The organism is Thiolapillus sp. (assembly GCF_048562965.1).
Taxonomy (GTDB): domain Bacteria; phylum Pseudomonadota; class Gammaproteobacteria; order Chromatiales; family Chromatiaceae; genus Thiolapillus; species Thiolapillus brandeum_A.
Window position 1 is genome coordinate 1 of sequence record NZ_JBHNMF010001600.1, and the last position, 540, is coordinate 540.

General features: G+C 51.7%; 2 protein-coding genes. One reads left to right on the forward strand and one right to left on the reverse strand.

The window, feature by feature from the left end:
* Positions 1-34: 34 nt before the first annotated feature.
* A complete protein-coding gene (locus tag ACOCD2_RS25745; protein ID WP_293653979.1) occupies positions 35-283 on the reverse strand; it encodes a hypothetical protein in 249 nt (82 codons plus the stop codon).
* 40 nt (positions 284-323) lie between these two features.
* Between ACOCD2_RS25745 and ACOCD2_RS25750 the strand changes: the two genes are divergently transcribed.
* Positions 324-540: hypothetical protein (locus tag ACOCD2_RS25750; RefSeq protein WP_294032130.1), on the forward strand; the 217-nt coding region annotated here is incomplete at its 3' end.

The window sequence follows — 540 nt, forward strand, 5'->3', positions numbered from 1 at the left end:
GAGGCAGGCTTGTACTCATCTTAGGGGTGAGTAGTTACGACCCCTTTACGAATCCACGAATGATCGTTGAACCGACTCCCATACCAATGATATCCACTTTCTCATGCATGATTATTTGTTGATCAGCGCCCAGATCATAAGTACCAGGCGCAATCATCAAAGTACATCTGGCGCTGACAGGCACGATGACATCGCCGAGTGTGCACCAGTCTGCCAGATGATTCATGGCATCAACCGGGCTGGTGTAGTAATCATCGTATTCAGAATCACTGCCATCAGGCACTACCCATGTCATGTTCGCGGGTAATGGTGGCAGGGCAGCTGTGGACTGGACACTGCCATCCAAAAACCGGATACCGGTGGGGTTGATACCCAGTCCCGTACTGGCAGGCGGGGCAGCACCGGTAACCGATGGGAAGAGCCAAAGACTTCCCAGAAACACACACCAAAGACAACGTGACATCAAGCGTGTCTTCGGCCTCGTGAAAGATTTTGGGACATCCCAGTCCCCAAAATCGACTCGGCCTTTGACAACCTATT